General features: G+C 71.2%; 27 protein-coding genes and 2 riboswitches. Of the genes, 16 read left to right on the top strand and 11 right to left on the bottom strand.

Annotation, left to right across the window (positions count from 1 at the left end; all coding sequences use genetic code 11):
* Positions 1 to 42: 42 nt before the first annotated feature.
* Positions 43 to 167: riboswitch (TPP riboswitch) on the top strand.
* Both thiC and thiD (OG494_RS41315) read left to right on the top strand, forming a co-directional pair.
* Positions 161 to 1,795 (top strand): phosphomethylpyrimidine synthase ThiC, encoded by a 1,635-nt coding sequence (thiC, locus tag OG494_RS41320; RefSeq protein ID WP_328448163.1) that lies wholly within the window; start codon positions 161 to 163, stop codon positions 1,793 to 1,795. (Overlaps the previous riboswitch by 7 nt.)
* On the top strand, positions 1,792 to 2,592 hold the full coding sequence (gene thiD, locus OG494_RS41315; protein WP_328448162.1) for a bifunctional hydroxymethylpyrimidine kinase/phosphomethylpyrimidine kinase: 801 nt from the start codon (positions 1,792 to 1,794) through the stop codon (positions 2,590 to 2,592). Before thiC ends, thiD (OG494_RS41315) begins: the two co-directional genes overlap by 4 nt.
* 54 nt (positions 2,593 to 2,646) lie before the next feature.
* On the opposite strand, the gene OG494_RS41310 is transcribed toward thiD (OG494_RS41315), so the two are convergent.
* The gene (locus OG494_RS41310; RefSeq protein WP_328448160.1) at positions 2,647 to 3,042 is read right to left on the bottom strand and encodes a winged helix-turn-helix transcriptional regulator; all 396 of its coding nucleotides are present in this window, start codon (positions 3,040 to 3,042) and stop codon (positions 2,647 to 2,649) included.
* 91 nt (positions 3,043 to 3,133) lie between these two features.
* Between OG494_RS41310 and OG494_RS41305 the strand changes: the two genes are divergently transcribed.
* Entirely contained in the window at positions 3,134 to 4,057 is a 924-nt protein-coding gene (locus OG494_RS41305) for an NADP-dependent oxidoreductase (RefSeq protein ID WP_328448158.1), read from the top strand.
* On the opposite strand, the gene OG494_RS41300 is transcribed toward OG494_RS41305, so the two are convergent.
* A complete protein-coding gene (locus OG494_RS41300; protein ID WP_328448156.1) occupies positions 4,054 to 5,064 on the bottom strand; it encodes a phosphatidylinositol-specific phospholipase C domain-containing protein in 1,011 nt (336 codons plus the stop codon). The two genes, OG494_RS41305 and OG494_RS41300, sit on opposite strands and share 4 nt — an antisense overlap.
* 211 nt (positions 5,065 to 5,275) lie before the next feature.
* Here OG494_RS41300 and thiD (OG494_RS41295) point away from each other — a divergent pair, with 211 nt between their 5' ends.
* Positions 5,276 to 6,103 carry a bifunctional hydroxymethylpyrimidine kinase/phosphomethylpyrimidine kinase gene (thiD, locus tag OG494_RS41295; protein WP_328448154.1) on the top strand — a complete coding sequence of 276 codons (828 nt, stop codon included), beginning with the start codon at positions 5,276 to 5,278 and terminating at the stop codon, positions 6,101 to 6,103.
* Positions 6,104 to 6,162: 59 nt separating this feature from the next.
* Positions 6,163 to 6,969: an ion transporter gene (locus OG494_RS41290; RefSeq protein WP_328448152.1), complete on the top strand. Its 807-nt coding sequence runs from the start codon at positions 6,163 to 6,165 to the stop codon at positions 6,967 to 6,969.
* Here the strand turns inward: OG494_RS41290 and OG494_RS41285 are convergent.
* Entirely contained in the window at positions 6,966 to 7,805 is an 840-nt protein-coding gene (locus OG494_RS41285; RefSeq protein ID WP_328448150.1) for an NAD(P)H-binding protein, read from the bottom strand. The genes OG494_RS41290 and OG494_RS41285 overlap by 4 nt on opposite strands.
* Positions 7,806 to 7,897: 92 nt before the next feature.
* Here OG494_RS41285 and OG494_RS41280 point away from each other — a divergent pair, with 92 nt between their 5' ends.
* Positions 7,898 to 8,263 carry a winged helix-turn-helix transcriptional regulator gene (locus OG494_RS41280; RefSeq protein WP_328448149.1) on the top strand — a complete coding sequence of 122 codons (366 nt, stop codon included), beginning with the start codon at positions 7,898 to 7,900 and terminating at the stop codon, positions 8,261 to 8,263.
* Here the strand turns inward: OG494_RS41280 and OG494_RS41275 are convergent.
* From OG494_RS41275 to thiO, 4 genes are all read right to left on the bottom strand, one after another.
* Positions 8,260 to 8,691: a MarR family winged helix-turn-helix transcriptional regulator gene (locus OG494_RS41275; protein ID WP_328448147.1), complete on the bottom strand. Its 432-nt coding sequence runs from the start codon at positions 8,689 to 8,691 to the stop codon at positions 8,260 to 8,262. The genes OG494_RS41280 and OG494_RS41275 overlap by 4 nt on opposite strands.
* A 96-nt stretch (positions 8,692 to 8,787) precedes the next feature.
* Complete coding sequence (locus tag OG494_RS41270) at positions 8,788 to 9,546, bottom strand: thiazole synthase (protein ID WP_328459178.1); 759 nt, start codon at positions 9,544 to 9,546, stop codon at positions 8,788 to 8,790.
* Between the two features lie 10 nt (positions 9,547 to 9,556).
* A complete protein-coding gene (gene thiS / locus OG494_RS41265; protein WP_328448145.1) occupies positions 9,557 to 9,757 on the bottom strand; it encodes a sulfur carrier protein ThiS in 201 nt (66 codons plus the stop codon).
* The gene (gene thiO, locus OG494_RS41260; protein WP_328448143.1) at positions 9,757 to 10,833 is read right to left on the bottom strand and encodes a glycine oxidase ThiO; all 1,077 of its coding nucleotides are present in this window, start codon (positions 10,831 to 10,833) and stop codon (positions 9,757 to 9,759) included. The genes thiS and thiO overlap by 1 nt, the downstream gene beginning before the upstream one ends.
* Positions 10,827 to 10,932, bottom strand: a riboswitch (TPP riboswitch). (Overlaps the previous gene by 7 nt.)
* Positions 10,933 to 11,042: 110 nt before the next feature.
* On the opposite strand from thiO, the gene thiE reads away from it, so the two are divergent.
* Positions 11,043 to 11,702 (top strand): thiamine phosphate synthase, encoded by a 660-nt coding sequence (gene thiE / locus OG494_RS41255; protein ID WP_328448142.1) that lies wholly within the window; start codon positions 11,043 to 11,045, stop codon positions 11,700 to 11,702.
* A 62-nt stretch (positions 11,703 to 11,764) separates the two neighbouring features.
* On the opposite strand, the gene OG494_RS41250 is transcribed toward thiE, so the two are convergent.
* Positions 11,765 to 12,496, bottom strand: a complete 732-nt coding sequence (locus OG494_RS41250) for a hypothetical protein (RefSeq protein WP_328448140.1) — start codon at positions 12,494 to 12,496, stop codon at positions 11,765 to 11,767.
* 146 nt (positions 12,497 to 12,642) lie between these two features.
* On the opposite strand from OG494_RS41250, the gene OG494_RS41245 reads away from it, so the two are divergent.
* Positions 12,643 to 13,590 carry a threonine ammonia-lyase gene (locus OG494_RS41245; RefSeq protein ID WP_328448138.1) on the top strand — a complete coding sequence of 316 codons (948 nt, stop codon included), beginning with the start codon at positions 12,643 to 12,645 and terminating at the stop codon, positions 13,588 to 13,590.
* A 10-nt stretch (positions 13,591 to 13,600) separates the two neighbouring features.
* On the opposite strand, the gene OG494_RS41240 is transcribed toward OG494_RS41245, so the two are convergent.
* Entirely contained in the window at positions 13,601 to 15,115 is a 1,515-nt protein-coding gene (locus OG494_RS41240; RefSeq protein ID WP_328448136.1) for an MFS transporter, read from the bottom strand.
* 42 nt (positions 15,116 to 15,157) lie between these two features.
* Positions 15,158 to 15,913: a GntR family transcriptional regulator gene (locus OG494_RS41235; protein ID WP_247058618.1), complete on the bottom strand. Its 756-nt coding sequence runs from the start codon at positions 15,911 to 15,913 to the stop codon at positions 15,158 to 15,160.
* Positions 15,914 to 16,061: 148 nt separating this feature from the next.
* Between OG494_RS41235 and OG494_RS41230 the strand changes: the two genes are divergently transcribed.
* On the top strand, positions 16,062 to 17,108 hold the full coding sequence (locus OG494_RS41230; protein WP_328448134.1) for an SIS domain-containing protein: 1,047 nt from the start codon (positions 16,062 to 16,064) through the stop codon (positions 17,106 to 17,108).
* Positions 17,105 to 18,067, top strand: coding sequence for an N-acetylglucosamine kinase (locus OG494_RS41225; RefSeq protein WP_328448133.1), 963 nt, complete (start codon positions 17,105 to 17,107; stop codon positions 18,065 to 18,067). The genes OG494_RS41230 and OG494_RS41225 overlap by 4 nt, the downstream gene beginning before the upstream one ends.
* A 101-nt stretch (positions 18,068 to 18,168) precedes the next feature.
* Here the strand turns inward: OG494_RS41225 and OG494_RS41220 are convergent, their stop codons facing one another.
* Complete coding sequence (locus tag OG494_RS41220; RefSeq protein ID WP_328448132.1) at positions 18,169 to 18,846, bottom strand: DUF3159 domain-containing protein; 678 nt, start codon at positions 18,844 to 18,846, stop codon at positions 18,169 to 18,171.
* A 279-nt stretch (positions 18,847 to 19,125) separates the two neighbouring features.
* Here OG494_RS41220 and OG494_RS41215 point away from each other — a divergent pair, with 279 nt between their 5' ends.
* The 6 genes from OG494_RS41215 (at position 19,126) to OG494_RS41190 (ending at position 24,397) form a co-directional block, all read left to right on the top strand.
* A complete protein-coding gene (locus OG494_RS41215) occupies positions 19,126 to 19,941 on the top strand; it encodes an SGNH/GDSL hydrolase family protein (RefSeq protein WP_328448131.1) in 816 nt (271 codons plus the stop codon).
* An 857-nt stretch (positions 19,942 to 20,798) separates the two neighbouring features.
* A complete protein-coding gene (locus tag OG494_RS41210; RefSeq protein WP_328448130.1) occupies positions 20,799 to 21,536 on the top strand; it encodes an OmpA family protein in 738 nt (245 codons plus the stop codon).
* A gap of 13 nt (positions 21,537 to 21,549) precedes the next feature.
* Entirely contained in the window at positions 21,550 to 21,945 is a 396-nt protein-coding gene (locus OG494_RS41205; protein ID WP_328448129.1) for a hypothetical protein, read from the top strand.
* Positions 21,946 to 22,001: 56 nt separating this feature from the next.
* Positions 22,002 to 22,478, top strand: a complete 477-nt coding sequence (locus OG494_RS41200; RefSeq protein WP_328448127.1) for a DUF6932 family protein — start codon at positions 22,002 to 22,004, stop codon at positions 22,476 to 22,478.
* Positions 22,475 to 23,359: a hypothetical protein gene (locus OG494_RS41195; protein WP_247058625.1), complete on the top strand. Its 885-nt coding sequence runs from the start codon at positions 22,475 to 22,477 to the stop codon at positions 23,357 to 23,359. The genes OG494_RS41200 and OG494_RS41195 overlap by 4 nt, the downstream gene beginning before the upstream one ends.
* 369 nt (positions 23,360 to 23,728) lie before the next feature.
* Positions 23,729 to 24,397, top strand: coding sequence for a DUF4190 domain-containing protein (locus tag OG494_RS41190; protein WP_328448123.1), 669 nt, complete (start codon positions 23,729 to 23,731; stop codon positions 24,395 to 24,397).
* Positions 24,398 to 24,711 lie beyond the last annotated feature (314 nt).

Genomic DNA, 24,711 nt, shown 5'->3' with positions numbered 1-24,711 from the left:
GACTTGAGTCTGGCGCCCCGGCGTGGCATGGTCGGTGGCACAACACCACAACGCGGGAGCTCGCGCCATGGCGGGCTGAGAGGGTGACTGGGGATTTGTCCCGGGTGTCACCGACCGCATGAACCTGACCGGGTAATGCCGGCGTAGGGAGTGAAAGTCGTTGACCACCTTGGAGAACAAGGACGTCTCCGTCACGACCGGTCCGATCACCGGTTCGCACAAGGTCTACCACCAGACCGAATCCGGACTCCGCGTTCCGGCCCGCCGGATCGACCTCTCGAACGGCGAACACTTCGACGTCTACGACACTTCCGGGCCGTACACCGACCCTGAAGCGAAGATCGACGTCCATAGTGGACTCCACCGGCTTCGCGCCGACTGGGCCGACGGCCGTGAGCACAACACGCAGCTCGGCTGGGCCAAACAAGGCGTCGTCACCAGGGAAATGGAGTACATCGCCGCGCGGGAACGGGTTTCGCCGGAGTTCGTGCGCGACGAGGTCGCGAGCGGCCGCGCGGTGATCCCGGTCAACCGGCGCCACCCCGAGTCCGAACCGATGATCATCGGCAAGAACTTCCTGGTGAAGATCAACGCCAACATGGGCAACTCGGCCGTCTGGTCCTCGGTCGAGGAAGAGGTCGACAAGATGGTGTGGGCCACCCGCTGGGGTGCCGACACGATCATGGACCTGTCCACCGGCAAGCGGATCCACGAGACGCGCGAGTGGATCATCCGCAACTCGCCGGTGCCCGTCGGTACCGTGCCGATCTACCAGGCGCTGGAAAAGGTCGACGGGGAACCGGAAAAGCTGTCGTGGGAGGTCTACCGCGACACCATCGTCGAGCAGTGCGAGCAGGGTGTCGACTACGTCACGGTGCACGCCGGCGTGCTGCTGCGCTACATCCCGCTGACCGCGCGGCGCGTCACCGGCATCGTCAGCCGGGGTGGCTCGATCATGGCCGCGTGGTGCCTCGCGCACCACCAGGAGTCCTTCCTGTACACGCACTTCGAGGAACTCTGCGAGCTGCTGCGCCAGTACGACGTCACGTTCTCCCTCGGCGACGGCCTGCGCCCCGGCTCGATCGCCGACGCCAACGACCGCGCGCAGTTCGCCGAGCTGGAAACCCTCGGCGAGCTGACGCACCTCGCGCGCTCGCACGACGTCCAGGTGATGATCGAGGGCCCCGGCCACGTGCCGATGCACAAGATCAAGGAGAACGTCGAGCTGGAGGAACGGCTCTGCGGCGAGGCGCCGTTCTACACCCTCGGTCCACTCACGACGGACATCGCGCCGGCGTACGACCACATCACCTCGGCCATCGGCGCGGCGCAGATCGGCTGGTACGGCACGGCGATGCTGTGTTACGTCACGCCGAAGGAGCACCTCGGCCTGCCGAACCGCGACGACGTCAAGACCGGCGTGATCACGTACAAGATCGCCGCGCACGCCGCCGACCTGGCCAAGGGGCACCAGTACGCGCAGGAGTGGGACGACGAGCTGTCCAAGGCCCGCTTCGAGTTCCGCTGGAACGACCAGTTCAACCTGTCCCTCGACCCGGACACCGCACGCGCGTTCCACGACGAGACGCTGCCCGCCGAACCGGCCAAGACCGCGCACTTCTGCTCGATGTGCGGCCCGAAGTTCTGCTCGATGCGGATCACGCAGGACGTCCGCAAGTACGCCGAGGAGCACGGTCTGTCCACTGTGGAGGCCATCGAGGCCGGCATGGCTTCGAAGTCGGCGGAGTTCACCGAGTCCGGCGGCCAGGTCTACCTGCCCGTGGTGCAACCGTGACTCCGCCCACCGCCCTCACCATCGCCGGATCCGACTCCGGCGGTGGTGCGGGCATCCAGGCGGACCTGCGCACGTTCTTCGCCCACGGCGTGCACGGCCTGGTCGCGCTGACGGCCGTCACCGTGCAGAACTCGTTGGGCGTTCAGGGTTTCACCGAGATCCCGGCCGACGTCGTCGCCGCGCAGATCAAGGCGGTGGCGTCCGACATGGGCGTCAACGCGGCCAAGACGGGCATGCTGGCCACGGCGGAGATCATCCGCGCGGTGGCCAAGACCCTGGACGAGGTCGGCGGGGACATCCCCCTCGTGGTCGACCCGGTGGCGGCGTCGATGACGGGCCACGCGCTGCTGCGCGAGGACGCCCTGGAGGCGATCCGCACGGAACTGTTCCCGCGCGCGACGCTGATCACCCCGAACCTGGACGAGGTCCGCCTGCTGACGGGCATCTCCGTCACGGACGCGGCGTCCCAGCGAGACGCGGCCGAGGCGTTGCTGGCCTTCGGTTCCCGGTGGGTCCTGGTCAAGGGCGGCCACATGACGGGCCGCACCTGCGTGGACCTGCTGACCGACGGCAGCACGTACGTCTCGCTGAGCGGCCCCCGCTACGACACGGAGAACACCCACGGCGGCGGCGACACGATGGCGTCGGCGATCACGGCGTCGCTGGCGAAGGGCGCCTCGGTGCCGGACGCGGTGGCGGCGGGGAAGAAGTTCATCGAGAGGTGCGTGGCGGAGTCCTACCCGCTCGGCGCGGGCGTGGGCCCGGTGTCGCCGTTCTGGGTGCTCGGGTCCTCGTGAGTGTTCAGGGCGGTTCTAACCGCCCTGAACACTCACGACCAAGCTGCGGCAACCTCACCTGACCGGCTGCAGCTCCCGGCCGTCGTAGGACTCGCGGGCCGAGCGGATGCGGCCGAAGTTGGCCTGGGACCAGGCGCTCAGCGCCACCAGGTGCGCGCCGACCTCGGCGCCCATCTCCGTGAGCGCGTACTCCACCGTCGGCGGGGTCGTCGGGTAGACCGTGCGCGTCAGGAAGCCGTCGCGTTCCAGCTGGCGGAGGTTCTGGGTCAGCATCTTCTGGCTGATGCCGTCGACCGCGCGGCGCAGCTCGCCGAAGCGGTGCGGGCCGCGGGCCAGTGCGCCCAGGACCAGCGCCGTCCACTTGTTGGCCAGCAGGTCCAGTACGTCGCGGCAGGGACAGCTGCGGAGGTAGACGTCCCAGGGTCCGTCCTGGTCGCAGGTGGTTTCCATCGGGTACCTACTTTACGAAGAAGTGCCTTCTGGCGAAAAGTGCCTACCCGTCCGAGTATAGGAGCCGACCCCGGAACGAAGGAGCGAACAGATGCGCATCGTGACCCAGCAGGCACTCGGCGGGCCGGAGGTGCTGACCGTCACCGAAGCGGCTCGGCCGGTACCCGGGCCCACGGAGGTCCTGGTGCGCGTGCACGCCGCCGGGATCAACCCGGTCGACTGGAAGGTGCGCGCCGGCGGCGGGTTCCTCGGCGAACCGCCGTTCACCGTCGGCTGGGACGTCGCCGGCGTCGTCGAGGAGACCGGCTTCGGCGCCACCGGCGTCCGGCAGGGTGACGAAGTCCTCGGCATGCCCTGGTTCCCCCGCTCGGCCAGCGCCTACGCGGAGTACGTCACCGCGCCCTCGCGCCACTTCGTGCGCAAGCCCGCCGGGCTCTCGTTCGCCGAGGCCGCCGCGCTGCCGCTGGCCGGGCTGACCGCCTGGCAGGGCCTGGTCGACGTCGCGAACGTCCACAGCGGACAGCGGGTGTTCGTCGACGCCGCCGCGGGCGGGGTCGGGCACCTCGCCGTCCAGATCGCCAAGGCGCGTGGCGCGTACGTCATCGGCACGGCCAGCGCGGGCAAGCACGAACTGCTGCGCGAACTCGGCGTCGACGAGCCGATCGACTACCACGACGCCGGTGCGACGGCGTCCGATGTGGACGTCTACTTCGGACTGGTCGGCGAGGAGAGCGACCTGCGCTGGCTGCCGGCGATCAAGGAAGGCGGACTGCTGATCGGCGTGCCCAGCGGCGTCGGCGACCGGGTCGAAAAGGCGGCCGCCGAACGGAAAGTGCGAACGGAAGGGATTCTCGTGGAACCCGACGGCGGCGGGCTGACCGGCCTCGTCGAGCTGATCGAGGCCGGTCAGCTGAAGGTCCGCGTCGAGCAGACCTTCCCGCTGGAAGACGTGGCGAAGGCGCACGAGCTGGGTGAGTCCGGCCGGGTGTCCGGGAAGCTCGTGCTGACCGTCTAACCCCTGGCGAGCACCTGGGGCAGCACCGTCGTGAGCCCGGTCCAGTCCGACGTGATCACCGACGCGTGCTGCTTCGCCAGGTCGGCGACGCGCTGGTTGGCCTGCTCGACCGTCGGGTTGTGGGCGTCGATGGCCGGCGCGACGTTCTGGCCGTCGGTCATCACGACGTAGTAGTGGTTGGTGTCGTACCACCCCGGCCCGGTCTGGGTGACCCACGCGTTCGCGTCGCCGTCGAAGACCACGAACCACGGCTTGAGGTCGGCGGTGTACTTGTCCCGCGGGTCACCGCCGGCCGCGCCGTGCACGGTCGGGAAGATGTAGGCGTCGCCGATCCGGCCGGCGTTCTTGAGCCCGACCAGGTAGCGGCCGTACTCGACGTCGGTCTTCAGCGTGTCGGTCGGGTTCTGCTCCTCCACCGTGCCCGGGATGATCTCGGTGATCACCCGGCCCCGCAGCGCGTCCACGGACGGCCAGTTGTCCGCCTTGGCCGCGTCGTCCAGCGTGCCGTAGCCGCCGAGCAGCTCACCCGGGCGGAACGCGACGCTGCCGAGGTGCGCGCGGAACGTGGCGTCCAGCTCGTCCGGGCCCATGCCGGTGTTGTCCGAGAAGCCGGTCTTCATCTCGAGCTTGAGCGTGAGCGGCGTGTGGCCCGGGTGGGCCGCGAGCCAGATCCGGATGTCGTCGAGGCAGTACTCCAGGTTCTTGTTCTTCCCGCCGGTGTACAGCTGCGCCGCCGACGTCGCCGCGACGCAGTTGTTGCTGTTCCCCAACGGGTTCGAGTGGCTGACCTTCCACTCGTGGGTGAAGAAGTCCGGCCAGACGTCGAGCTCGATCAGCGACGAGCCGGCGTCGAGCGCCCTGGCCAGGTAGTCGTAGGCCGCCGGGTCGTACGTGTTGTGCACGCCGACCGTCGTGACGTGGGAGAGCTTCGGGCCGTCCGCGTTGGCGGCGGTCGCCCCGGAGAACGTGAGAGCGGCCGTGAGGAGTACCACCGAGAAGAGCTTCATCCAGGCTCCTTCGCCCGTACAGTGCCGATAGTTACCAATCCGACAGCAGCCACGGCGGAAACCGGCGCCTCGTGCAGACCGGCTGCGGACCGTATCCGCCTACTTCCTGCCGGATTGGTAACTGGTGAGTAGCCCACACAATGTGCCACCGTGGTGGCCTGTTGATGAAGCAAAAGCGGCCGATTGGCCTAGACCAGAAGTCGGGAAGAGAATGACCACGAGCCCGCCCACCGCGTTGACCATCGCCGGTTCGGACTCCGGCGGCGCCGCCGGCCTGCAGGCGGATCTGCGCACGTTCCTGACCTGCGGCGTCCACGGCCTGGTCGCGGTCACCGCCGTGACGGTGCAGAACACCCTCGGCGTGCACGACCGCGCGGACCTGCCGCCGCACATCGTGGCCGGGCAGATCGAGGCCGTCGCGGCGGACATGGGGGTCGGCGCGGCCAAGACGGGCATGCTGGCGTCCGCGGAGATCATCAACGCCGTCGCGGCCGCGTGCGACAAGGCGGAGATCGGCCGCGACGAGAAGATCCCGTTCGTCGTCGACCCGGTCGCGGCGTCCATGCACGGCCACCCGCTGTTCGACGACGCCGGCCTGCACGCCCTGCGCGACGAGCTGCTGCCGCGCGCGACGGTGCTCACCCCGAACCTCGACGAGGTCCGCCTGCTGACCGGGATGACCGTGAAGGACCGCGAGGGCATGCACACCGCGGCGGTGGTGCTCCACCGGATGGGCCCGCGCTACGTCCTGGTGAAGAGCGGTCACCTGCAGGCCGACCCGGAGTGCGTCGACCTGCTCTTCGACGGCTCGACGTTCGTCGAGCTGCCGGGCGAGCGCTACCCGACCCAGCACACGCACGGCGCGGGCGACACGATGGCGTCGGCGCTGACCGCGGGCCTGGCGAAGGGCATGTCGGTGGTCGAGGCGGCGCGCTACGGCAAGTGGTTCGTGTCCCAGGCGGTCGAGCACGCCTACCCGATGGGCGCCAAGGTCGGCCCGGTCTCGGCCTTCTGGCGGCTGGCACCCGAACAGCGCTGAGTACCCGCCCGGTTACCCTTTCCTCGTTTACTGATCCTTGACCACAACGGGGGACGGCCTTGACCGGGCGTGAACGGGTGGCGAGGTTCCTCGAGGACCGCCGCTTCCAGAACTTCATCATCGCGGTGATCGTGTTCAACGCGGTCACCCTCGGCATGGAGACGTCGACGTCGCTGATCGACGGCTACGGCGGCCTCCTGCACACCCTCGACCACATCGCGCTCGGCATCTTCGTCGCCGAGCTGCTGGCGAAGTTCTACGCCTACCGCGGTGCGTTCTTCCGCGACAACTGGAACGTCTTCGACCTGCTGGTCGTCGGCATCGCGGTGATCCCGGCGACCGGGCCGTTCGCCGTGCTGCGGTCGTTGCGCGTGCTCCGGGTGCTGCGGCTGATCTCCGTCGTGCCGTCGATGCGGAAGGTCGTCTCCGGGCTGCTCGCGGCGATCCCCGGCATGGCGTCGATCGCCGCGCTGCTCGGGCTGATCATCTTCGTCGCGGGCGTGATGGCCACCAAGCTGTTCGGCGTCATCTCGCCGGAGAACTTCGGCGACCTCGGGACGTCGTTGTTCACGTTGTTCCAGGTGATGACCGGCGAGGCGTGGCCGGACATCGCGAAGGAGATCATGCGGCAGGCGCCGATGGCCTGGATCTTCTTCGTCGTCTACATCCTCGTCTCCAGCTTCGCGGTGCTGAACCTCTTCATCGCCGTCGTGGTCAGCGGCATGGAAGACGAGCTGCGGCAGGACATCCGCGAGGAAGAGGCCAAACAGGCCGCCACCCAGGCCGAAGCGAACCGCGAGATCCTCGAAGAGCTCCGCGCCGTGCGCGCGGAGCTCGCCGAGCTGCGGCGGGAGAACGCCGCTTAGCGGAACGCGGCCATGTTGCGGGCCACCCAGTCGGCGAACGAGCGCGGGGCCCGGCCGAGCACCCGCTCGACGTCCGGGCTGACGCGCAGCTCGGCCGGGCTCGGGGAGCCGAGGATGTCCAGGGTGTCGTCGGCGAGCTCGCCCGGCATGCTCCGGGCCATGCCGGCCTTGGCTTCGGCGCGGGTGAGCTCGTGGAACCGCACCGGCGAGCCCAGCGCGTCGGCGATGGCCGCCGTCTGCCCGCGCGGCGTGATCACCGCCGGCCCGGTCAGCTCGTACACCGCGCCGGTGTGCCGGTCGTCCAGCAGGCCGGCCGCGGCGACCTCGGCGATGTCCGCCGGGTCGACGACCGGCACCCCGATGTCGCCGAAGGGCGCGGCGACGACCTGCCGCGCGCGGACGGATTCGGCCCACCACAAGGCGTTGGAGGCGAAACCGCCCGGCCGCAGGATGGTCCAGTCCAGACCGGACTCCCGCAGCGCGTCCTCCAGGGCGCGCATCGCGACCCGCGTCGTGCCGAAGGGCCTGGTCGCCACGCCCAGCGTGGACAGCAGCACGACCCGGCGGACTCCGGCGGCTGCGGCCTGGGCGAGGACGTCGGCCGGGTGGGCGCCGGCGGCGTGCAGGTCGCCGGACAGCAGCAGGAACAACGCCTTCGCCCCGGCCAGCGCCGGTTCCAGGCCGGCGGGCTCGGCCAGGTCGGCCACCACGTGGCGGACGCCGTCCGGCACCACCGCGGCGTGCCGTGACACCGCCGTCACCTGCTGACCCGCCGCGGCCAGCGCCTCCGTCAACGGCCGGCCGATGTTCCCGGTAGCCCCGGTCACCACGATCATGCTCTGCTCCTTCGTCCGATGTCCTCTGTGCTCAGGACGCTAGGAGCCGGGCTAACTTTTGGTAAGGACATACCTGCGGGTAAGCTCCTTACGTGACCGGAGGCGCGCAGATCACCCAGGGCGAGGCCAAGCCGCGGTATGAGGTGTTTCACACCGGCTGCGCCGCGCGCGAGGTGGTCGACCACGTCACCAGCCGGTGGGGCATCTGGGTGCTGATCTCCTTGCAGAGCAACGACCTCAGGTTCTTCGAGCTGCGCGAAAGCATCGAAGGCATCAGCGAGAAGATGCTCGCCCAGTCCCTGCGGGCACTGGTCCGGGACGGCCTGATCTGGCGGCGGGTCGAGCCGACCACGCCGCCCCAGGTCACCTACGGGCTGACCGAGTTCGGCCGGGAGGTCGGCGAGCCGCTGGAAGAGCTCTTCGACCGGATCACCCGGCGGCTGCCACCGCCCGCTTAGCGGTCTTCGTCGGCGATCAGCGCTTCGAGCGCCGGGAGCGCCGTCGTCAGCGCCTCACGGTGCTCGGGCGACAACCTGTCCAGCCGCCGGTTCAGCTCCTGGACGCGCGTCGACCGGACGCCGGACACGAGCCGCTCGCCCTCTTCGGTGGCCTTCGCCAGCCACGCCCGCCGGTCGACCGGGTCGGACTCGCGCACGACGTACCCGGCCTCGACCAGCGACGCGATGATCCGCGACATGGTCGCCGCCGCGACACCCTCCTTGGCCGCGAGGTCACCGAGCCGCAGCTGGCCGGCGTGGACCAGCGTCGCGAGCGCCGAGATCGCGCCGTGCCCGGGGCCCGGCACACCGGCCTGGCGCAGTGACCGGGACAGCCGGCCCACGGCGAGGTACAACCTGCCCGAGGTGTCCTGAACCGATGTGGTCACGGCTGGCTCCTTCTGCCCTCACCCGGGCGCGGGTGCGCCGGAAAGTTCCGTCTACCTTACGGGTTCGCGGTGAAGGTCCGGTGTTGCGACCGGGATTCAGCGCGGCGGGCTCGACGCCTGCGCCCAGAAGCGCTGCGGCACCCGCCCGGCGCCCCGGGCCAGCCGCCCGGCGACGACGGCCGACCGCATCGCCGCGGCCATCCGCTCGGGATCACTGGCCCGGGTGACCGCGGTGGACAGCAGGACGGCGTCACAGCCGAGCTCCATCGCCAGCGTGGCGTCCGACGCGGTGCCGATTCCGGCGTCGAGGATCACCGGCACGCCCGCCCGCGAAACGATCAGCTCGATGTTGTGCGGATTCCGGATCCCGAGGCCGGTGCCGATCGGCGCGCCCAGCGGCATCACGGCCGCGCAGCCGGCCTCCTCCAGGCGCAGCGCGAGCACCGGGTCGTCGTTCGTGTAGACGAACACGGTGAACCCGTCGGCGGCCAGCTGCCCGGCCGCGTCGAGGGTTTCCACGGGGTCCGGGAGCAGCGTCCGGTCGTCCGCGTGGACTTCGAGCTTGATCAGATCGGTACCGAGGGCCTCGCGCGCCAGCCGCGCGGTGAGCACGGCTTCGGCGGCCGTGCGGCAGCCCGCGGTGTTCGGCAGCAGCTCGATCCCGAGGCGCCGGAGCAGTTCCAGCACGCCGGAGCCGCCTTCGGCGTCGGCGCGGCGCATCGCGACGGTGGTCAGCTCGGTGCCGGACGCGACCAGCGCGCGTTCGAGCACGGCGAGGTTCGCCGCGCCGCCGGTGCCGATGATCAGCCGTGACGACAGTTTGTGCGTGCCGATGACCAGCGGTTCTTCGTCCACTTCGTCCACTTCAGCCTCCCTGGACGGCGGTGAGCACGTCGAGCGCCGCGCCCTTCGGCACGGTGGTGGTGGCCCAGTCACCCCGCCGGACGACGACACCGTCGACCGCGACGGCGATCCCGGGCCGTTGCCCGCCGGCGGCGTCGAGGACGTCGGCGACGGTCGCGTCGTCCGGGAACTCCGTCCACCGGCCGTTGAGCTTGATCTCCATCACACGTGCTCCTTCTGGTGCAGGCGAGCGGGCGAAGCCGCTTCGACGCCTTCGGGCGGCTTCGCGCCTTCGAGCCAGGCGACCACGGCGTCCGCGGTCACGGGGGCCAGCAGCAGGCCGTTGCGGTGGTGCCCGGTCGCGGCGTAGACGCCGTCGTCCAGGACACCGAGGTACGGCAGCGCGTCGCGGCTGCCGGCGCGCAGGCCCGCGGCCGTCTCGGCCAGCTCGTACTCGGTGATCGCGGGGAAGACGCGCTCGGCGCCCTCGATCAGCTCCCGGACGCCGCGCGCGGTGACGGCCCGGTCGAAGCCCGCTTCGTACTGCGTCGCGCCGAGGACGAGCTCCTGGTCACCGCGCGGAACGAGGTAGATCGGCCGGCCTTCGACGACGGCCCGGACGGTGCGCGTCGGCGGCGGCAGGCAGCCGCGGCGGGGTTTCAGGCGGAGGATCTCGCCCTTGAGCGGGCGGACGGCGTCGGCGAGCTGGGGGTGCAGCCGCCCGGTCCAGGCGCCGGCGGCGAGCACGACGGCGTCGGCGTCCGGGGTCGTTTCGACGCGTTCGCGGACGAACCGGACGTGGTGGTTGACGCAAGCCGCGTAGAGCGCGTTGAGCAGTTTCCGGTTGTCCACAGCCAGGTCACCGGGTACGTGGAGTCCACTTCGGACGGACCCGACGCCGGGTTCGAGCCGCTTGGCCTCGCGCCCGGTCAGGCGTTCGGCCGCGCGGCCGAGGGAGTGCAGGTAGCCGGCGAGGATGTCGAGGTGGCCGGCGTCGGCGCTGTCGAAGGCGACGACCAGCGTCCCGTGCTCGGCCAAACCGGGATCGACGCCCTCTCGGCCGAGGTCGTGGGCGAAGCCGGGCCAGCGGCGGAGGGACTCTTCGCCGAGGGCGAGGACGTCTTCCTCGCCCGGCCAGGCCTCGGTGACCGGGGCGAGCATCCCGCCGGCCAGCCAGGACGCGCCGCCGCGCACGGGTTCGGGGTCGTAAACGGTGACCGCGTGGCCGTTCGCGGCCGCGCGCCACGCCGCGGACAGGCCGATCACGCCGGCGCCGACCACGGCCAAGGTGTTCGTCATGGGATCACGCTCCCTGCGCCGGCATGACCCGGATCAGGTTCCACGGTCGGAGCGGCAGCTCCCTCTCAGCCCGTGCCTCGGGCTCCCGTGCGGACTCGTTCACCCTACTGCGCCGGTCGTTACCAGTCCAACCACAGTCACGGCCGGATGGCTTCCGGGACAACGGCACGCACCGCTCGGGGGCCGGCCCGCCGGGTACGGTCGCCGCTATGCCCGCCCTCTCCGGTGACAAGATCCGCGCCCGGCTCGACGCCGCGCGCCTGTACCTGTGCACGGACGCCCGAACGGCCCGTGGCGACCTGGCGTCCTTCGCGGACGCGGCGCTGTCCGGCGGCGTCGACATCATCCAGCTGCGCGACAAGACGGGCGCCCTGGAAGCCGCGGGCGAGATCGCGGCGCTGGAGGTGCTGGCGGAGGCGTGCGCCCGCCACGGCGCGCTGCTGTCGGTGAACGACCGGGCGGACGTCGCCCTGGCGGTCGGCGCGGACGTGCTGCACCTGGGCCAGGACGACATCCCGGTCCCCCTGGCCCGCCGCATCCTCGGCGACGACGTGGTGATCGGCCGTTCGACGCACTCTGTTGACCAGGCTTCCGCCGCGGCTTCCGAACCGGGGGTGGACTACTTCTGCACGGGCCCGTGCTGGCCCACCCCGACCAAGCCGGGCCGCTCGGCACCAGGCCTGGACCTGGTCCGTTCGACGTCGGCCGCCGCGCCTTCACGGCTGTGGTTCGCCATCGGCGGCATCGACGTCCCGCGGCTGCCGGAGGTCCTGGCGGCCGGGGCTTCCCGGATCGTGGTGGTCCGGGCGATCACGGAGGCGGAGGACCCGGCGGCAGCGGCCCGCGAGCTGCGGTCCCACCTGGTCTGACACCGAAGTCCGTGAAGGACTCCTTACCGGCTCTTATGGCCGGTAAGGAGTCCTTCACGGCTTTACGGGGTCGGGGTGGCCGCTGCGCCCTGGCTGGTCGGGGGTGCCGCCGAGGTGGTCGGCTTCTGGGAGGTCGTGCTCGGCGTTGTCGGGGTTGTGGTCGGTGTGTCCGACGAGGTCGTCGGCGGGGTGTTCGACTGCGTCGTCGTCGACGACGTGTCCGTCGGTGAGTCCTGGGTGTCGTTCGTCGAGGTCGAGGGCGTCGTCGACGGGGCCGGGGTCGAGGGGCCCGAGCCGCTGCCGAAGATCTTGCCGATGCCCGCTCCCGTGCCGCCCGCTACCTTGCCGCCCGTGGCCGCGTCCACGCTGACCATCGCCAGGATTGCCACCGCGAACGCCACCACGCTCGTGCCGATGATCAGCGGCCAGCGCAGCTTGCGCAGGCGGCCCGGTTCGTCCTCCGCGGGCAGGTCGTCCGGCCGTTTCAACTGAACCGTGGGCTGCTCGGCCAGCGGGACCTCGGCACCGCCGCGACGGCGGATCCCCGACGTCGCCAGCTGCCGGGCCTTCACCGCGGCCGCGCGGGTGCGCTGCAGCGAGCGCAGGTACACCTCGCCGCCGACCGTGGTGATCACGCTCGCCACGCCCGCGCCGGCCACCGTGCCCGCCACGCCGAGCGTCGAGCCCAGCAGCGCCGCGGTCACCGCCGCGAGCGCCGCCGCCATCACCTGCGCGATGCGCAGGCCGGACTTTGCTTCCTTCGTTTCGGAAGTCGCTGCGTTCTCCTTGCTCATGATCCCGATCCGGTAGTAAGTCTTCTCCCCTGTCCAACGTGTAAGGCGCGCGGGAAACTCCCCGCGTTGCCACGGCGTGAGGAGCGCCACGTTGACTGTCCATTATGGACAGTGTAAATCGAACGGTTTCTTGACATACTCGGCAGATGGAACTGGTGACGATCTCTGACATCGAGGCCGCCGCGAAGCGCGTCGAAGGTGTCGCCGTACGCACGCCGCTGTTGCTCCAAACGTGGGACCCGCGCGGGTCCCTGTGGCTCAAACCCGAGAGCCTGCAACCGATCGGCGCGTTCAAGGTGCGCGGCGCGTTCAACGCGATCGGCACCCTCGACGACGCGACGCGCGCCCGCGGTGTCATCGCCTACTCGAGCGGAAACCACGCGCAAGCCGTCGCGTACGCCGCGCGGCGGTACGGCGTGCCCGCGGTGATCGTGGTGCCGGACGTCGCGCCGCGGATCAAGGTCGAGGCGACCCGCTCGTACGGCGCCGAGGTGATCGAGGTGCCCATCGGCGAACACGAGGCCAAAGCGCACGAACTGGCCGCCGAACGCGGGCTGACCCTCGTCCCGCCCTACGACGACGCGGCGATCATCGCCGGACAGGGCACCGCGGGCCTGGAGATCGCCGAAGACCTGCCGGACGTCGACGTCGTGCTGGTGCCGGTGAGCGGCGGCGGGCTTGCGTCCGGTGTCGGCACGGCGCTCAAGGCCCGCTGCCCGCGGGCGAAGGTCATCGGCGTCGAGCCGGCGCTGGCCGGCGACGCCACCGAGGGGCTGCGGCTGGGCCGTCAGGTCGACTGGCCGATGGCCGACCGCGCCCGCACGATCGCCGACGGCCTGCGCGCGCAGCCGTCCGAGCTGACCTTCGCGCACCTCACGAAGGTCGTCGACGCCATGGTGACGGTCACCGAGGACGAGATCCGCGACGCCGTCCGGACGCTTGCGCACAAGGCCCGCCTGGTCGCCGAGCCCAGCGGCGCGGTGACGACGGCGGCGTACCTGCACCACGCGGCCGAGCTGCCCACCGGCCGCACGGTGGCGATCGTCTCCGGCGGCAATGTCGACCCGGCGCTGTTCGCGGAGATCCTGGCCTGACCGGGCCCGGTCAGGTGGAGACGCCGCCGCGGACGTGCGTCGGCGGGCCCTCGACGCCGCAGTGGAAGCATTCGCCCAGGTGGGGCGACTCGTCCGCGGCCGGAGGCGCGGGAGTCGGCGGCGCCAGCACGCCGTTGTGGATGCCGAGCGCGATCAGCCCGCCCGCGATGGCCAGGACCGCGCAGATGATCAGCGCCGTCCGCCAGCCCGCGGTCAGCGCGACCGGGTCGGTGTACGCCTCGCCGGTCAGCCCGGCCGCGGCGGGCAGCACCGCCACCGCCAGCAGACCGCCGGAGCGGGCGATCGCGTTGTTGACGCCCGACGCGACGCCGGCGTAGCGGTCCGGGGCCGCGGCGAGCACCGTCGCGGTCACCGGGGCCACGACCGTCGCCAGGCCCAGCCCGAACACGACGACCGCGGGCAGCACGGCGCCGAGGTAGGACGCGCCGGGCGCGATGCGCAGCATCAGCAGCATCCCGATGCCGACGACGATCGGCCCGACCACCAGCTGCGTCCGCGGGCCGATGCGCTGCGCGAGCGCGCCCGAGCGGCCCGAGAGCAGCAGCATGATGACCGTGAGCGGCAGCCCGGCCAGGCCGGCCGCGGTCGGCGAGTAGCCGAGCGAGACCTGCAGCTGCATGACCAGCAGCATCAGCACGCCGCCGAGCGCCGCGTACATGGCGAAGGTCAGCGCGTTGGACAGGGTGAACGTCCGGTCGCGGAACAGCGACGGCGGCACCAGCGGCTCCCGCGAGCGGTGCTGGACGAACACGAACGCCGCCAGTCCCGCGATCCCCAGCACGCCCGCGACCAGCACGATCGGGTCGCCGATGCCGCGTCCCGGCGCCTCCACCAGCGCGCCGGTGATCCCGGCGAGGCCGATCGCGCCGAGCGCGGCGGCGCCGAAGTCCGGGTGCCCGGTCGCTTCCTCGTCCCGCGACTCGGGCACGAACTTGCGCGCCATGAAGACGACGGCGACCGCGATCGGCACGTTGATCAGGAAGGCCAGCCGCCACGACCACAGCTGGACCAGCAGCCCGCCGAGCAGCGGGCCGGCGGCGGCCGCGATGCCGCCGAGGCCGGACCACGCGCCGATCGCGCGGGCGCGCGCGTCGTGCGCGAAGGACGACTGGAGGATCGCCAGCGACCCGGGCGTCAGGAGCGCGCCGCCGATGCCCTGCAGGATGCGCGTCGCGACGAGCATCTCGGTCGACGTCGCGGCGGCGCACAGCCCGGACGCGACGCCGAACCAGACGACGCCGATGAGGTACATGCGGCGCCGGCCGTACCGGTCGCCGAGCGAGCCGGCGACCAGGATGAGCGCGGCGAGCGCCAGCATGTAGCCGTCGAGGATCCACTGGAGCCCGGCGACGGACGCCCCCAGCTCGGTGCCGATGCGGGGCAGGGCGACGTTGACGATCGTGCCGTCGAGCATCGCCATGCCGGAGCCGAGGATGGTCGTGGCGAGCACGCCGCGCGCGGCGTGCGTCCCCCACCGGATCCCGGTGTCTTCGGTGGCTGTCACCAGCACACTCCACCGTGCCCGAAGACCCCCGTCAACCTGGCCCTACGGCATCAGCGTCGTGACGAACTTGTAGCGGTCCCCCCGGTAGATCGCGCGGGCGAACTCCACCGGCTTGCCGTCGGTGGCGAACGAGTGCCGCGTCAGCATCAGCACCGGCATGCCGACGTCAGCCCCGAGCATCTCCGCCTCCTGCGGCCCGGCGAGCGACGTCTCGATCGTCTCCTCCGCGCGTTCCAGCTCGACGCCGTAGTGCTCACGCAGAACGGCGTACAACGACGCGCCCGCCGAGACGTGCTTGCGCAACCCGCGGAAGCGGCCCAGCGGCAGGTGGGTCGTCTCGAGCGCCATCGGCTGCGAGTCCGCCAGTCGAAGCCGTCGAAGGCGAAGAATTTTCGCACCCGTCCGGATTCCGAGCAGTTTCGCCAGATCGCCTTCGACCGGCAGCTCCTCGACTTCCAGGAGCTTGGACGACGGCTTCAGGCCCTGCTTGCGCATGTCCTCGGTGTAGGAGGACAACTGCAGCCGCTGCGCGAGCTTCGGCTCGGCCGCGAAGGTGCCTTTTCCCTGCACACGGTGCAGGCGACCCTCGGCGGTGAGGTCGGCCAGCGCCTGGCGCACGGTGGTGCGGGAGACCGTGAACTCCCCGGCGAGCGCGCGTTCCGTCGGGATCGGCGACCCGGGCGGCAGCACGTCGAGCAGGTCCAGCAGGTGCTGTTTCAGTGCCCAGTACTTGGGCTCTCGCTGACCGCGCATCCCGGCGACGGCACCCGCCTCGCCCGCGGTGGTGGTGTCCAACATGCCCGACTCCCTATGTCTTCCCTCATAACACGCCACGTCCCCGTAAGAAACGTACCCTTTTCCCCAAACGCGCCGCCCCACTAAGATTGGTCTAGACCTGACCGACGCCGCCTGAGTCCGGTACATAATGCCGGAGGTGGAGAGGAAAATGATGACCGAACAACGGCCCGGCGAGCACATGGCCGCGGAGATCGCCCAGCAGCCGGACGTCTTGGCCGGACTGGTCGAGCGTCAGGTGGAAATCGCCGGGGTGGCGGAAAAGATCTCACAACGCCCCCCGCGCTTCGCTTTGCTCGCCGCGCGTGGATCGAGTGACCACGCAGCGTTGTATGCGAAGTACCTGATCGAGGTAATGCTCGGCCTTCCGGCTGGTCTTGTCTCCCCGTCCACAGCCACGCTGTACGGCGCGCGGCCCGATTTGCGGGACGTGCTGTTCGTCACGGTCAGCCAGAGCGGTGGCTCGCCTGACCTGATCGAGGTGACCGAGACGGCGCGGCGCCAGGGCGCGCTGACGGTGTCGGTCACCAACACGCCCGACTCGCCGCTGCGCGCGGCGTCGGAGCTCGGCATCGACATCGGCGCCGGGGTCGAGAAGGCCGTCGCCGCGACCAAGACGTACTCCGCCACGCTGATGGCGCTGTACCTGCTGATCGACGCGGTGCGCGGGGGCAAGGCGGCCGACGCCGAGAAGATCGGCGAGCTGGCCCAGCAGACCCTCGACGGCTCCGTCGAGGGCGTCCAGCGCGCGGTCGACCGGTACCGCTTCGTGGACCGCGTCCTCACCACCGGCCGCGGTTACTCCTACGCGTCCGCGCTCGAAGGCGCGCTCAAGCTCGCCGAGACCAGCTACCTCGCCGCCCGCGCGTACAGCGGCGCGGACCTGCTGCACGGCCCGGTCGCGGCGGTGAACGGCGAAACCGCCGTGCTCGCGGTGACCAGCGCCGGGCACGGCGGCCAGGCGATGCACGAGGTCCTCGAGGCCGTCGGCAAGCGCGGCGCGGACGTCCTCGCCGTCGGTTCGGCCGCCTCGGAGGTGCCCGCGGCGCTGCGCATCGACGTCGCGCCGACCGTCGAGGACCTGGCGCCGATCCTGGAGATCCTCCCGCTCCAGCGGATCGCCCTCGGTCTGTCGCTGGCCCGCGGCGGCGACCCGGACAGCCCGCGCGGCCTGCTGAAGGTGACCAAGACCCGGTGACCTTCGCGGTCGGTGTGGACGCCGGCGGCACGTCGACCAGGGCCGCCCTGGTCGACGCCGCCGGCGTCGTGCTGGGTACCGGGCGCGGCGGCGGCGCCAACCCCAACGCGCACGCGCCCGACGTCGCCGCCGGCCGGATCGCCGACGCGATCACCGCGGCCCTCGGCGGGCGCGACCCCGGCGAGGTGCGCGCGTGCGTCGTCGGCATGGCCGGGGTCAGCAAGCTGAGCGACCCGGCGATCGCGGCGGTCTTCGACGCGGCGTGGGCCCGGATCGGGCTCACCGGCGTCCGCGCGGTCGCCGACGCCGAAGTGGCGTACGCGTCCGCGACCGCCGCGCCGGACGGCACCGTGCTCGTCGCCGGCACGGGTTCGATCGCGGGCCGGATCCGGAAACGGCGGCTGGCCGGCACGGCGGGCGGCTACGGCTGGCTTCTCGGTGACGAGGGATCGGCGTTCTGGCTCGGCCGCGAGGCCGTCCGATCCACTTTGGAGGCACTCGGGCGCGGCCTGTCACTCGACGGCCTCCCCAGCGCGGTGCTCACCGAAGCGCTCGGACCGTCCGGTGTGGACGTCCGGACCGACGCCGGACGACTCGCCGCGTCCCGGGCGCTGATCACCAACGCCAACGCGGAAGCGCCGGTGCGGCTGGCCCGGTTCGCCCCCTTGGTGAGCGCGGCGCACGACGCCGGCGAGCCCGCGGCGGGCGAAATAGTGGCCCGCGGGGCCGGGCTCCTGGTCGCGAACGCCCTCGCCGCGCGCGAGCCCGGCGAGTCGACCCCGGTCGTCCTCGTCGGTTCCGTGCTCACCGGGAACAGCCCGATCGGGGCGCTCGTCCGGCGTGGATTGACCGGTCTCGAGGTGCTGACCAGCTCCGATGGGGTGCTCGGGGCGGCCTGGCTGGCCGCGGTGGACGCCTTCGGCGAAGGGGCCGCGAGACCCGCGCCCCTGCGAAAATGAGCAAAACGCGTCGTGAACGCGTCAAAACGTCGACTGAACCCGGGTAGTCCGGGTACCGTAGGCAGTGGCCCCCGGACCCTCCCCCCTCGCCGGGGGCCGCCTTATGTCCCGGGTACGTCGTCCGACCGGGTTTCGGGGGTCAGGCTTTCCGGGGCCAGGCGCAGGCCGGGATGCTCCGGGGGCAACGCGCGGTAGAGCACCCAGCCACTCACCGCGACGGTCAACGCGACCAGCGGCCACGACAGCACCGTGCGGGCCACGCCGAGCGCGATCACCTGGCCGGACCACCACAGCAGGCCGTAGACGACGACGCGCAGCACGTACTGGCCGAACACCCACACCCAGCTCGCCCGCGAGTACGCCTTGAGCAGCACCGGGTCGCGGCGCCAGCGCGTCTTCTGGCCGAGCACCAGGCCCACGACGACGCCGAGCAGCGGCCAGCGGACCACGATGCTGGCCGCCCAGAGCAGCGCGCTGGCCACATTGGACATCAGCTGCAGCAGGAAGAAGTCCTGGGCGCGGCCCGTGTGCAGGGCGATCAGCGCGGCCGCGACGACGGCGGCGAGGCTGACCACGATAGCGCGGATCCGGCCGCCGCGGACGTACCGGAAGATCCCGAGCGCGAGGGCGACCGCGATGGCGGCGCCGGCCCCCCAGGCGATGGACTGACCGGCCGCGAGCCAGCCCACGACGAAACCGACCGGCGGGATGCTGGCGTCGAGCGCCCCTCGACGGCCGCCGAGGATCTGCGCGAGCGACTCGCGGGGTTGTTCGGACACGTGTCCAGCCTGCCGGATCGCGCCCGGAACGCCCTGGCCGGGGAGATCTTCGCCACATCGGGTGCCGGATTTAACTCCGAGTGTGCTGTTTCACGGCATACCGAAGGTGAAGACTGCGTAATACAGGAGCGCGGAAGGCCGACAAGATAAGACACTGTTACCGCCGGCTGAACCCGCGGTGGCGGTGGACGCATCGTGGGGGTGCGGCCCGATTCGTTAGTTGGGGTGTACAACTACATGTCGGGGTGGGTCGGTCGCAGGACGGGAAGGGGACCCAACGTGTACGGATTCGACAGCTATGTGGCGCTCGGTGACAGCTTCACCGAGGGGCTCAACGACGCGCTGCCGGACGGTTCGTTCCGGGGCTGGGCCGATCGGCTCGCCGAGATCCTGGCGGCCGGGCGGTCCGACTTCCGGTACGCGAACCTGTCCCTGCGGGGCAAGATGCTCGACGAGATCATGGACGAGCAGCTGCCGATCGCGCTCGAACTGAGGCCCGACCTGGTCACGCTCTGCGCCGGCGGCAACGACATCATCGTCCCGGGCGCCGACGTCGAGGCGGTCGTCGAACGCTTCGAGGAAGGCGTCGCGAAGCTGCGCGAGGCCGGCATCCCCGTGCTGATCTTCAACGGCCCCGACACCAAGGTCCTGTCGGTGATGTCGGTGCTGCGCGGCAAGGTGGCGATCTACAACACGCACCTGTGGGCGATCGCCGAGCGCTACGGCGCGCGCATGGTCGACCTCTGGACGATGGGCCCGCTGCACGACCGCCGAGCCTGGAGCGACGACCGCCTCCACTTCTCCCCGGAGGCCCACCGCCGCATCGCCATGAAGTCGGCCGAAGTCCTGGGCATCCCGGTGGACGGCGACTGGCGCGAGCCGTGGCCGTCGGAGGACACCCCGAGCCGCTGGATCGACTCGCGCCGATCGGACCTGGCGTGGACGAAGGTGCACCTGCTCCCCTGGATCCGCCGCCAGCTGCGCGGCGAGTCGATGGGCGACGGCCTGTCCCCGAAGCGGCCGCAGCTTTCACCGCTGGTGCCGCTGGAGGTCCTCGAGGCCGCGGAGAACACCCAGCAACAGCAGGCCAGCTGAGGCTTTTCGGCTCGCCCTCTGACTCCGGAGTGCCGTTAGGGCCACCTTGCGGGCGTCTGACGCCCGCAAGGTGGCCCTAACGGCACTTCAACGGGGGCTGCCTTCGGTCTCTGTGACGCGCTTGGCGTGGCACTCGCGCCTCCGGCGCTCGGCTCGGCTCGGCTCGGCTCGGCTCGGCTCGGCTCGGGCCACCGAACCCGGGCAGCCGGCCCGCGCACACCAGCCGGAGCCGAGCCACACCTACGCGAGTCGCGAATCCCAGGAGATCCCGCACGTCGGCCACCTGCGCACACCCGCGAACCCAGCCCGCGGCAACACCGCCACGCCGCCCCCCGCGGCCACCGACCCACCCAAGTTGCAACCCAGCCGAGCAGCGCCACCCACGTGACCCCGAGCCAACCACCCCCGCCCGACTGCAACGCCAGTAGTTCGAGGTCCACGGTTGTCCGGGCGCCATGCGGTAATGCCGTGAAGGGCACCTTCAGGGACTCTAAGTCCCTGAAGGTGCCCTTCACGGCATTCGAAGTCGGTCCGTGGGCCACCAGATCAGCCAGGGTTCCGCGAGCCACAGATCTTCGCGCGAGCCGCAGATCTTCGCGCGGGCCACCGACGTCCCCGCTCACGTCGCCGCCAACCCACCTGAGCTGCGAGCACCGGCCCCCTGGTGACCCAACAGACATACCCCGCCACTCCCAAGGGGGGCCGCCCGTCTCCAGCGTAACGGCCAGGTCCGACGGAGAGTGCTCGAACGATCACCGGCGCGCGAGTTGTCCACATGTCGACCCGGCTGGGGACAAACTGTGGACGGGTGGCTCTCCCGGGTCGCCAAGCCGCGTCGCCCGGCTTACAGTCGCTTCATGTCCGGTGGGCGTCGCTGGATCCGGTTGGTCCCGATCGCGGTGCTGGTCACGGCACTGCTGGCGGGGGTCGTGACCTGGGCGCAGGCCGGGAGCATCCAGCGGGACCTCACCTCCAGGGCCCAGGACGCGCTCGTCGCCGCGGGGCTTCCGAAAGGTCAGGTCAGCTTCGACGGCCGGGACGCCACCCTCAGCGGCTTCCCGCCCGACAAGGCCCTCCGCGCCCTCGAGGTCGTCCAGAACGTCGACGGTGTCCGGGCCGCGCAGATCTCCGGTGACGTGACCCCCGTGGCTCCTAGTCAACCGCCGCCGACCACGAAGCCGGCGACGCCGACCACTCCGAGCCCGCCTCCGACCACCACCACGACCGCGCCGCCGCCCACCGACAAGGCCGGGGTGCAGGCCGAGATCGATCGGCTGCTCGCCGAGGCGCCGATCACCTTCGTGCCCGACACCGCGCGGCTCACCCCGGAAGGCGAGCAGGCCGCGCGGGGCGTCGGGATCGCGCTCGCCAAGTCGCCGTCCACTTTCCGGTACCGCGTCACCGGCCACGTCGCCCGTGGCCCCGGCGGCGAGAACGCCGCTTTGAAGCTCTCCCGGGACCGCGCCCGGGCCGTCGCGCGGATCCTCACGTCGAACGGGCTGACGGCCGGGCGCGTGACGTCGCGCGGGCTGGGCGACACCCGGCCCGCGGCCGGTGGCGACGAGGACCGGCGCGTCGAGATCACGGTCGTCTGAAGGGTGTGAGCAGATGGTGTGGCTGTTCGGGCAGATCTGGCTGTGGCTGATCGTCGCCTTCGCCCTCGGCGCGCTCTCCGCGTGGCTGGTCCTGCGGACGACCCGGCGCCCCGAGCCGGAACCCCGGCATGAGTACGAACCCGAGCCGTACTACGAGCCCACAGCGGCCGAGCAGACCCAGTTCATCCCCGCCGCGAGCTTCCAGCCGACGGAGGAGTCCCGCTACGACGAGGACACCCCCGAGCCCGTGGGACACCGTGAAGGGCACCTCCCGCTGCCGCCGCAACGCGGGGCGGAGGCCGACGACTGGCCCGCTGAGGAGGAACCGGCCTGGCCCGGGGCGGACGACCTGCCCGACGCCACCCACCAGTGGCCGCAGGCCCCGCACCAGCCTGGGCGCGGCGCCTGACACCCATCCTGGTAAATTCGGCTACGCACTGTGAGCGAGGCGGAGAAGGGGGTGGCGTGGCGCTCCCCCATTGGACGCCCCAGCAGGTTCTGCCGCCGGGCCGCCATGCCTGTGACCTCGCCGACGTCTACGAGCGCCTGGTCTTCGACGCCCCGCACCAGAACGAGCGCGAGATCCTGTTCAGCGCGCTCAACAGCTACCTCGGTGTCGCCCGCCGGATCATGCCGTCCGGGCGCGCGTGGATCGGCGGCGAGCTCGTCACGCGCACCGCGCACCCGCCGCGCGGCCTCGACGTCGTCCTGGTCCCGGACGAGTGGGGCGCGCTGAAGCGGCTCGACGACGAGGGCCGGTCGGCGCTGTACGGCCTGCTCACCCTGCGCGGCGTGATCGTCGGGCAGCCCGCGATGTACCTGGACCAGGTGCAGCCGGTCGGGGGCATGCTGGACGGCTTCCTGTGCCGCCCCGGCGACGAGGACACCTGGGCCGAGGTCTGGGCCGCAGGCGGCAAGGGCTACCCGGAGATGATCTGGTGAGGAACGAGTTCCGGCGCATCGCGGACGAGATCCCGGGCGGCACCTGGCTGGACGACCTGGCGCGCGCGTCGGCGATGGCCGCGAACGCCAAGTTCGAGCGGACGTCCCGCTCGCCGCTGCTGCACGTCTCGGTGATCGGCGAGCAGCACATCGACGCCTACACCTTCTCCGACATCAGCCGGGCGCTGCAGGACGCGACGGCGAAGATCGGGCACATCATCCGGAACCCCTCGGGCGAGGTCACCATCGTCCAGCAGGCGGACCGGGACAAGGCGCCGCTGATCCAGCGCGGCCAGGCCGGCAACGCGATCTTCTTCGGCTTCCCGGAGCTCGACGTCGCCGACGACGCGCTGATCGTGGACGGCATCGAGACGCTGTCCGAGCGGGCCGTGAAGGAGCTGTGCGACTTCCTGCCGGCCAACGGCTCGGACGACGGCGCGCTCGACGCCGTGCTGCTGCAGCGCGACACCGTCCGCAACGCCGTGAGCGACATCGTCAACGCCGTCGCGAAGAACGCCGGTATCGGGATGGCGCTGACCCCGACCGCCGGCGAGCAGGTCACCCGCAGCATGACAACCGAGCAGGCGCGGATCCTGCAGGGCAGCCTCCGGGAGTCCCGCGAGGCGGTCGGCTACGAGACGGTGCGCGGGCGGCTCGACGGCGTCCGCACCCGGCGGCGGATCTTCTACCTCGACCGCGAGTCGGGCGGGACCATCCAGGGCGCGGTGGCCGAGGACCTGCTCGACGAGATCAAGGAGAACCTCGACCACCCGGTGACCGCCCGGCTGCGGGTCGTGCGCACCACCACCATCGACGGCCGCCGCGGCCGGCCGGTGTTCGAGCTCCTCGAGATCACTCCCGAAGTGAGTCTTTTCGACTGAGAAGTCCGATGTACGGCATTCGCCGTCGCTTTTTTGGGGGCTTCGGGTGGCGAAGCCCCCGGGCGCGAGGCGAAGCCCCGCATGTCACAGCGCGCACGACCCGCCACTCGTCGTAGGCCTCCCGGCGGTATCGGGATGGCCGTACCGTATTTAGGATTCCGGCCGTGACGTCGCGATGTTCCGCGCCGGACAGTGGGAGCTCCGATATTCATCCCATTGATCACCGGGCCACAGCCTGCGCGCGAGGTCAGGAAATACCGATACCCGGCCTGAAATGGTGGGACAATGACTTTTTCCAGAATGTAACAATTTCGTTCTGGGCCACACTTATGGGTTAACGTCGTCGCACTCCCATCCGAAGGGGCAGGCATGATGACCGACCCGCAGTACCCGCCGACCACCGCGCGCCACGGCAGCAGGCCGGCGCCGCCGGTGACGGCCACTGAGCGTCGTCAAGCGAACGCGAAGCCCAGCCGGAACATCCTGGCGATCGTCAGCCTGCTGCTCGGCGTCGCCGCCCTGATCGTCACCTTCGTCCCGGACATCGGCTTTGTCGCGTGGCCCCTCGGAGCGATCGGGCTGGTCCTGGCGGTCGCCGGATTGATCCAGGTCAAGAAGGGCACCGTGGGTGGCCGCGGGCTGGCGATCACGGCGGTCGTCGTCTCGATCGCGGCACTGCTCTCGACCGGCGGGATGCTGGTCTACTCGACCTTCCTCGGCGGTGGCTCCTCCGGACTGCACCTGCCCGCCGTGGCCGGCGACAAGCACGCCGTGGTCTTCCAGGTGACCTCCGCCGGCGGCGCGACCGTGCGCTACGGCAGCCTCGGCGACCAGCGCACCGAAAACGCGCCCGCGAGCACCGACGCGTGGCAGGGCCAGGCGTCGTACAACAATGGTTCCTATCTTTTGACGCTCACCGCGGACACCCGCAATTCGAATTCCTACAACGACATCGGGTGCGCCATTCTGGTCGACGGCAAGAAGGTCGCGGAAAACAGCGGCACGAGCATCGCGCTCTGCACGGCCAACGTCGGCTGATCGGCGGCACCCGCCTGGCGACCGGCCGGCCTACCCCCATCTCGGCCGGCCGGGCCGCCACGAGCCGCTCCTGGCGGCTCCCGGCCCCGCCGGGGTTTCACTCCTCGCGCGGGGCCTGGCACCGGCTTCACAGCCTGCCCCTCCCCGAGGCTCCGCCGGCACCGCCGAACCTACGCGGACGGCGGAGCCGGGCACTAAGAATCCACTAAGGATTCTCCGGTTCGCCACGAGCCGTGACCCATTCGCAACAGACCGATTCGCCACTGACGTGGAGCGCCGGCGCCGGGCGGCCGAATGGCACCCGGGACGCATTC

The organism is Amycolatopsis sp. NBC_00438 (genome assembly GCF_036026695.1).
In the GTDB taxonomy this organism is placed as follows: domain Bacteria; phylum Actinomycetota; class Actinomycetes; order Mycobacteriales; family Pseudonocardiaceae; genus Amycolatopsis.
This window is presented reverse-complemented; position numbering and strand designations above follow the sequence as displayed.